This window comes from Actinomycetospora aurantiaca, from assembly GCF_037401875.1.
GTDB classification, from domain to species: Bacteria; Actinomycetota; Actinomycetes; order Mycobacteriales; family Pseudonocardiaceae; genus Actinomycetospora; species Actinomycetospora aurantiaca.
On the sequence record NZ_JBBEGN010000011.1, the window covers coordinates 164,465 to 172,010 of the forward strand.

8 protein-coding genes are annotated in these 7,546 nt (G+C 76.1%); 6 read left to right on the plus strand and 2 right to left on the minus strand.

The annotated features are described in order from the left end of the window. Nucleotides 1-148 precede the first annotated feature (148 nt). The 6 genes from egtA (at nucleotide 149) to WCD74_RS21005 (ending at nucleotide 6,130) form a co-directional block, all read left to right on the plus strand. Nucleotides 149-1,537: an ergothioneine biosynthesis glutamate--cysteine ligase EgtA gene (gene egtA / locus WCD74_RS20980; RefSeq protein ID WP_337696812.1), complete on the plus strand. Its 1,389-nt coding sequence runs from the start codon at nucleotides 149-151 to the stop codon at nucleotides 1,535-1,537. Further along, nucleotides 1,534-2,868, plus strand: coding sequence for an ergothioneine biosynthesis protein EgtB (gene egtB / locus WCD74_RS20985; protein ID WP_337696813.1), 1,335 nt, complete (start codon nucleotides 1,534-1,536; stop codon nucleotides 2,866-2,868). The genes egtA and egtB overlap by 4 nt, the downstream gene beginning before the upstream one ends. A gap of 6 nt (nucleotides 2,869-2,874) precedes the next feature. After that, the gene (egtC, locus tag WCD74_RS20990; RefSeq protein WP_337696814.1) at nucleotides 2,875-3,627 is read left to right on the plus strand and encodes an ergothioneine biosynthesis protein EgtC; all 753 of its coding nucleotides are present in this window, start codon (nucleotides 2,875-2,877) and stop codon (nucleotides 3,625-3,627) included. 81 nt (nucleotides 3,628-3,708) lie between these two features. After that, complete coding sequence (gene egtD / locus WCD74_RS20995) at nucleotides 3,709-4,695, plus strand: L-histidine N(alpha)-methyltransferase (protein ID WP_337696815.1); 987 nt, start codon at nucleotides 3,709-3,711, stop codon at nucleotides 4,693-4,695. Then, on the plus strand, nucleotides 4,696-5,211 hold the full coding sequence (locus tag WCD74_RS21000; protein ID WP_337696816.1) for a class I SAM-dependent methyltransferase: 516 nt from the start codon (nucleotides 4,696-4,698) through the stop codon (nucleotides 5,209-5,211). Next, nucleotides 5,174-6,130, plus strand: a complete 957-nt coding sequence (locus WCD74_RS21005) for a DMT family transporter (protein ID WP_337696817.1) — start codon at nucleotides 5,174-5,176, stop codon at nucleotides 6,128-6,130. The genes WCD74_RS21000 and WCD74_RS21005 overlap by 38 nt, the downstream gene beginning before the upstream one ends. Here WCD74_RS21005 and WCD74_RS21010 read toward each other — a convergent pair. Further along, a complete protein-coding gene (locus WCD74_RS21010; protein WP_337696818.1) occupies nucleotides 6,114-6,503 on the minus strand; it encodes a hypothetical protein in 390 nt (129 codons plus the stop codon). The genes WCD74_RS21005 and WCD74_RS21010 overlap by 17 nt on opposite strands. 29 nt (nucleotides 6,504-6,532) lie before the next feature. Then, the coding region (locus WCD74_RS21015; RefSeq protein ID WP_337696819.1) for an FAD-dependent monooxygenase at nucleotides 6,533-7,546 on the minus strand (1,014 nt) is incomplete at its 5' end.

Below are 7,546 nucleotides of genomic sequence, written 5' to 3' on the forward strand. Positions count from 1 at the left end.
GTTGTCGGGGGGCCGTGATACGCCAGACATCGACGGCGCGAACACCTGCACCTGCTCGGGGCCGCGTGTAGCGTCGTTCGGCGTGTCGCACGGGCCTCCCGTGCGCCGCCGGTGATCACCGACGAGCATCGAGGGGAGTTGAACAGACATGGCCGCTCCCGCGATCGAGCTCGATCCGGCGGCCCCGGTGCCCGACCGGGCCGCCGCCGCCGCGTACGTCGCGTCCGTCTGCTTCAAGCACGGGCCGCCGCGGCTGCTGGGTGCCGAGCTGGAATGGCTCGTCCGGTCGGCCTGGCGGCCGGCCGACCCGGTGGACCCCGCGCAGCTGCTGCGGGTCCTCGGCCCGCACGCCCCGGGCACCCTCCGTACCTCCGTCCCCACCGTCACCGGCGCGCCGCCCGCCCCGCACGCCGCCCCGGCTCCGGAGCCGCTCCCGTCCGGGAGCACCGTCACCGTCGAGCCCGGCGGCCAGGTCGAGATCGCCTCCCCGCCCGTCGCCAGCCTGTCCGCGCTGGTCACGGCCGTGCGCACGGACGCCGACGTGATCCGCGAGCGGTTGGCCACCGAGGGCCTCACCCTCGTCGACCGCGCCGCCGACCCGCTCCGCCCACCCCGCCGCCTGCTGCGCGTGCCGCGGTACGCGGCCATGGAGGCGGCGTTCGACCGCGTCGGGCCGCACGGGCGCACGATGATGTGCTCCACCTCGGCGGTCCAGCTCTGCGTGGACGCGGGGGAGGGCGCCGCGGTGGCCGACCGCTGGCGGGCGCTGCACGAGATCGGCCCCACCCTCGTCGCGATGTTCGCGAACTCGCCGGCGGTGCACGGCCGTCGCACCGGCTGGAAGTCCTCGCGGATGGCGGCGTGGCTGTCGCTCGACCCGGAGCGCACCCGGCCGCCCCGCGGGCTCGGGGACGACCCGGCCGCCGAGTGGGCCGAGCGCGCCCTCGCGACGTCGCTGCTCTGCGTCCGCCGGCACGGGCACTGGAACGCCCCGCCCGCGGTGACGTTCGGTGACTGGATCGACGGGCAGGGCGGCCTCGACGACGCACCCACCTGGGACGACCTCGACTACCACCTGACGACGCTGTTCCCCCCGGTCCGCCCGCACGGGCACGTCGAGGTGCGCTACGTCGACCAGCAGCCCGGCGGGGAGTGGGCCGTGCCCCTCGCCGTGATCACGGCGCTGCTCGACGACGCCCGCACCCTCGACGCCGCCCGGGAGGCGGCCGCCCCGGTGGCCGACCGCTGGGTCGCCGCCGCCCGCCACGGCCTGACCGACCCCGCCCTGCACCGGGCGGCGGCCCGGCTGGTCGACCTCGCGCACGCCGGGCTGCGCCGGACCGACCCCACCCTGGCCGCGCTGGTCGGCGAGGTCGCCGAGCGCCGGGTCCTGCGCGGACGCTGCCCCGCCGACGACGCGACCGTCGAGCCCGGCGAGAGCGAGTTCGGACCCGCCGTCGAGAACCCCTACCCCTCCCCGCGCGACCCGGACGACGGCCCGGCGACCACCGCACCCTCCGGAGGTGACCCCGCGTGACCCGCTACCCCGACGAGCTCCGCGCCCGGCTGGCCGAGGAGCTCGCCACCGCCCGGCGCCGCACCCAGGTGCTCACCGACGCGGTCGACGACGTCGAGCTGACCCGGCAGCACTCGCCGCTGATGTCGCCCCTGCACTGGGACGTCGCGCACATCGCCAACATGGAGGACTTCTGGCTCGTCCGCCGGGCGACGCCGGGCGACGAGCCGACGGTCGGGGTCCGCGAGGACATCGACCACCTCTACGACGCGTTCACCAACCCGCGGGCGGGCCGGCCGCAGCTCCCGCTGCTCGACCCGACCGAGGCGCGGGCCTACGGCCGGAGCGTGCGCGAGCGCACCCTGGAGATCCTGGAGCAGGCCGGGGCCGACGGCCGCCCGCTGCTCGAGGACGGCTTCGTCTACGGGATGATCGCCCAGCACGAGCAGCAGCACGTCGAGACGATGCTCGCCACCCACCAGCTGCGCGTGGGGGCGCCCGCGCTGCACGCCGAGGAGCCGCCGCGCTCGGAGCTCGCCCGCGAGCTGGTCGGCACCGAGGTGTTCCACCCCGGCGGGCGCTTCACGATGGGTGTCGACCCCGTCGGGCCGGACGTGTACGCCCTGGACAACGAGCGGCCGGCGCACGCCGTCGAGGTCGCGCCCTTCCACCTCGACGCGGTGCCGACCACCAACGGCGAGTACGCCCGCTTCGTCGACGACGGCGGCTACGCCCGCCGCGAGCTGTGGTCCGACGCCGGGTGGGAGCAGATCACCACCGCGGGTTGGTCCGCACCGATGACCTGGGAGCGGCTCGACGGTGGGTGGCACCGCACGAGCTTCGGCCGGCGCGAGGCGATCGCCGACGTCGCCGACCAGCCGGTGATGCACGTGTGCTTCCACGAGGCCGCCGCCTACGCCCGCTGGGCCGGCAAGCGACTGCCCACCGAGGTGGAGTGGGAGTACGCGGCCCGGGTCGACCCGTCGTCGGGAACCTCCCGCCGCTTCCCGTGGGGCGACGGCGACCCGACCGCCGAGCTCGCGAACCTCGACCAGCGGCACCTGCAGCCCGCGCCGGTCGGGGCCTACCCGAAGGGTGCCTCGCCGCTCGGGGTGCACCAGCTGGTCGGCGACGTGTGGGAGTGGTGCGACTCCGGGTTCGAGGGCTACCCGGGCTTCGCGCCGTTCCCGTACAAGGAGTACTCCGAGGTCTTCTTCGGCGGCGACTTCCGGATGTTGCGCGGCTCGTCGTTCGGCGTCGGCGCGATCAACGCGCGGACCACCTTCCGCAACTGGGACCTCCCGATCCGTCGGCAGATCTTCTCGGGCTTCCGTCTCGCCCGGGACGCCTGACGCGCGATGTGCCGACACCTGGGCCACGTGGGTCCGCGGCCGGTCACCCTCGCCTCGCGGGTGACCGAGCCGGAGCACTCCCTGCTCGTGCAGTCCTACGCGCCCGCCGACATGCGCGGGGGCGGGACGGTGAACGCCGACGGCTTCGGCGTGGGCTGGTACTCGGACACCGGCCCGCACTCGTACCGGTCGCCGGTGCCGATGTGGACCGACGGGTCGTTCCTCGACCTCGCGACCGCGATCTCCTCGCCCGCGTTCGTGGCGGCGGTCCGCTCGGCGACGGTCGGCATGCCGGTCTCCACCGGGGCCTGCGCCCCGTTCCGCGACGCCGACCGCGTCTTCAGCCACAACGGCGTCGTGCGCGGCTGGCCGGGCTCGCTGCGTGACCTCGCCGCGGAGCTGGACCCCGAGGCGCTGATGACGCTGGAGGCCCCGACCGACTCCGCGGTGCTGTGGGCCCTGGTGCGCCGCCGGCTCGACGCGGGGAAGGACCCGGCCGACGCGGTGGCCGACGTCGTCACCCGGACCCTGGCCGCCGCCCCCGGCTCCCGGCTCAACCTGATGCTGCTCACCGGCGGTCCTGCGGGGGAGCCGGTCCTCGTGGCCACCGCGGTCCACCACGCCCTGTCCTGGGTGGTCGACGACGAGGGCGTCACGGTCGCCTCCGAGCCCCTCGACGACCGGCCGTGGACCCCGGTGGCCGACCACCACCTCGTCGTCACCCGCGACGCGGCGGCGGTCGAGGTCACCGCCCTGTAGCACCCCGGACCCGTTCCCGACGCCGTGAACCAGGCCCACCCCGACCGGGAGGGCCGCAACCGATCGGACGTGTACCCCGCCGTGACCACCCAGCACGGAACCCTCCCGACGCTCGACGTCCACCTCACCGAGGCCGACGCCGACGCCGCCCTGCGTGCCGACGCCCGTCGCGGCCTGACCTCGACGCCGAAGGTGCTGCGCCCGCAGTGGCTCTACGACGCCCGGGGCTCGGAGCTGTTCGAGCAGATCACGACGCTGCCCGAGTACTACCCCTTCACCGCCGAGCGCGAGGCGCTCGCGGCCGGGGCCGACGAGATCGCCCGCACCGCGGGCGCCGACACCTTCGTCGAGCTCGGGTCGGGCTCGTCAACGAAGTCGACGCTGCTGCTCGACGCCATGTCGCGCACCGGGGAGCTGCGCCACTACGTCCCGGTCGACGTGTCCGCGGCCGCGCTGGAGGAGGCGGTGCCCGGCCTCGTCGCCGGTTACCCGGACCTCGACGTCCACGGGGTGGTCGGCGACTTCACCGCCGACCTGCGCAGCATCCCGCAGGTCGGACGCCGCCTGGTGGTGCTGCTCGGCGGGACGATCGGGAACTTCGAGCCCGACGACCGCCGGGCCTTCCTGACGGCGCTCTCCGAGGCCCTCGTCCCCGGGGAGCACTTCCTGGTGGGCACCGACCTGGTCAAGGACGAGGAGACCCTGGTCGCCGCGTACGACGACTCGGCGGGTGTCACGGCCGCGTTCGAGCTCAACGCGCTGACGGTGCTCAACCGGGTCCTCGGGGCCGACTTCGACCCGGACGGCTTCGACTACGTGGCGGCCTGGGTGCCGCAGTCGAGCCGCATCGAGATGCGGGTGCGGGCCCGCCGGGCGATGACGGTGCAGGTGCCGGCGCTCGACCTCACCGTCGAGTTCTCGGCGGGCGAGGAGATGCGGACCGAGATCTCCACCAAGTTCACGCGCGCCGGCATCGCGGGCGAGCTGGACGCGGCCGGCTTCGACGCCGTCGGCTGGTTCACCGACCCGGGCGAGCGGTTCGGGATGACGCTGGCGCGCCACCGCTGAATGGACTGGAACGAGCGCTTCGCCGCGTCCGGGCCGGGCGAGCCCGGCCCGCCGGGCGTCCTGGTCGGCCGGATGGACCTCCTCCCGACGACGGGTCGGGCGCTGGACGTGGCGTGTGGTCGTGGCACGGTCGCGGTGTGGCTGGCGCAGCGCGGGCTCACCGTCGACGCCGTCGACGCCGCCCCGGCCGGGCTCGCGCTCGGCCGGGAGCTGGCCGCCCGCGAGGGCGTGACCGTGCACTGGGTCGAGGCCGATCTCGACGAGGGCCTGCCGGTCACCGGTGGCTACGACGTGGTGGTCTGCCAGCGCTTCCGTGACCCGGCGCTCTACCGTCCGCTCGCGGGACTGCTGGCGCCCGGCGGGGTGTTGGTGGTGACGGTCCTGTCCGTCGTGGGCGACGCGGGCGGCCGCTTCCGGGCGGGGCCGGGGGAGCTCCGTGCGGCGTTCGCGGACCTCGACGTGCTGGTCGACGAGGAGGGTGGCGGTGAAGCGCACCTGGTGGCGCGGCTCGACTGACCTGACGTGGCTGGTCGCGCTCGGCGCGGCGCTCTGGGGGACCGACGCCCTGCTGCGGGCGCCGCTCGCGGGGGCGCTCCCGGCGGCGAGCATCGTGTTCTGGGAGCACCTGATCATCGTCGTGGTACTCGTGCCGTGGCTGCCGCGCGCGTGGCGGGCGTTCGCGGCGATGCCGCCGCGAGCCCGGGCCGCGATGGCCGTGATCGGCGCCGGGTCGTCCGCCCTCGCGACGGTGCTGTTCACCGAGGCGCTCGTGCTCGGGGACCCGATCACGCCCCTGGTCCTGCAGAAGATCCAGCCCCTGGTGGCGGCGCTCGGGGCGGCGTGGCTGCTCGGCGAGCGGCTGCGTCGCGGCTACTGGCTCTACGCGGTCCCGGCCCTGGTCGGCGCCTGGCTGCTGGCGTTCGCCGACCCGCTCGACGTCGGGGTGCAGGCCGTGGTGGCGGCGCTGCTGGCGGCCGGCGCCGCGGTGCTGTGGGCGGCGGGCACCGTCCTGGGCCGCTTCGTCGGCCGGGACGGGACGTCGCCGTGGGACATCACCGTGCTCCGCTTCGCGATCGGCCTGCCGGCCTCGCTGGTGGTGCTGCTCGTCTCGGGCGGCCCGATCGCGGTCACCGCCGGGCAGCTCCCGCCGCTCGTGGCCCTCGCGCTCGTCCCCGGGCTCCTCGGTCTCGCGCTGTACTACCCGGGGCTGCGGCGCACCCCGGCAGCGCGCGCGACCCTCGCGGAGCTGGCGTTCCCGGTGACCGCCACGGTCCTCGGGGTGACCCTGCTCGGCGGGTCGCTGACCGCGACCCAGGTGGCGGGTCTGGTCGTCGTCGCGGTCTCGGTGACCGCGCTCGGGCTGCGGGAGCGGTCCCGACGGCCGGTGGTGGCGGCCGGGCCGCCGTCCGCGGACGCGGTCAGGGCCCGCAGATGACGTCGGGGCCGGGCGCCGAGATCGTGCGCGCGACGATCGTCTGCCCGTCGACGGTGATCCGGCACGAGATCCGCGAGTTCGGCTGCACGCCCACGAGCCCCGCCTGCAACTTGGGCTCCGGGGGGTAGGGCACGGTGATCGTGCGCTCGTAGGGCACCCCGGAGAAGTTGATCTGCCGGTTGCTGCCCAGCTCCCCGATCGTCACCCACCGGCCGAACGCGGTCCCGCCGGGCGTGCCCGTGACCGAGAACTGCACGGTGTACTGCCGCGCCGGGGGAGGCGGCGGCTCCGAGGAGCACGCGGCGCCCGCGAGAAGGACCGTCGTCGCACCGGCCAGCGCTGCCGCCGCCCGCATCCACCGCCTGCGTGCCACTGTTCCTCCCCCGGGATGAGGGCGGCAGCCTACTGCGGGGTAAGGGGGGCAGGCGCCGGGGGCCGCCAGCCGAGCACGCCGTCCAGGGCGCGGAGGGTGAGCGCGGCCGGCAGGACCCGTCCCAGACCGTCCCGACCCGCCGTCAGGAACGTGCCGGAGAGCCCCGCGACGCGGCCCGCGAGCCGGGAGCGGCGGGTGAGGGCCGCGGTGCGCGGCCGGCGGAGGCGGTCGTAGCGGGCGAGGTCGGGGGAGCACCGCGCGAGGACCGCGGCGTCCTCGAGGGCGAGGCACCCGCCCTGGCCGAGGTTCGGGGGCATCGCGTGGGCGGCGTCGCCGAGCAGGACGTACCGCCCCCGGTGGAGCGACCGCAGCGGCGGCAACCAGGACAGCTCGGCCACGTGGGCCGACGCCGGGTCGACCGCGTCGAGCAGCTCCGGGACCGGCGCGTGGAAGCCCGCGAACCGGCGGCGCAGCGCGTCGAGGTGCCGGGCGGCCGGGTCGTCGGCCCGCACGACCGCCCAGAGGTTCACGCGGCCGTCCCGCAGCGGGGCGACCCCGGCGTAGCACCCGTCGCCCCAGGTCTCCCCGCCCTCGTCGGGCGCGTGGTCGACGTGCGCGGCCAGCCGCCACGCGACCGTGCCGGTGGAGCGCACCCGGGCCGCCGGCGCGACGAGGCCACGCACGACGGAGCCGATCCCGTCCGCTCCCACGACGAGGTCCGCGTCGATCTCCGCCGGGCGCTCCACCGGGGTGGACGGACGCACGACGCCGGCCGGGAGCCGCTCGCGCAGGATCGCGAGCAGCCTGGCCCGGGGGAGGACCGTCACGCCGTCGCCGTGGCGGGCGGCCATCCGGGCGTTGTCGGTCCGGACGATCCAGCGTCCGCGACGGTCGCGGATCCCGCCCGCGGCCTGCACCAGGCCCTCGTCGCGGACCGCGTCGCCGAGGCCCAGCACGTCCAGGGCGCGCAACGCGTTCGGCCACAGCGAGATGCCGCCGCCCAGCCCACCGCCGTGCTCGTGCCGTTCGCGCACCTCGACGTC

Excerpts from the sequence above, each read along its gene's own strand:
- egtC (WP_337696814.1), top strand. The coding sequence starts at position 2,875 with ATGTGCCGACACCTGGGCCACGTGGGTCCGCGGCCGGTCACCCTCGCC.
- WCD74_RS21000 (WP_337696816.1), top strand. The coding sequence starts at position 4,696 with ATGGACTGGAACGAGCGCTTCGCCGCGTCCGGGCCGGGCGAGCCCGGC.
- egtA (WP_337696812.1), top strand. The coding sequence starts at position 149 with ATGGCCGCTCCCGCGATCGAGCTCGATCCGGCGGCCCCGGTGCCCGAC.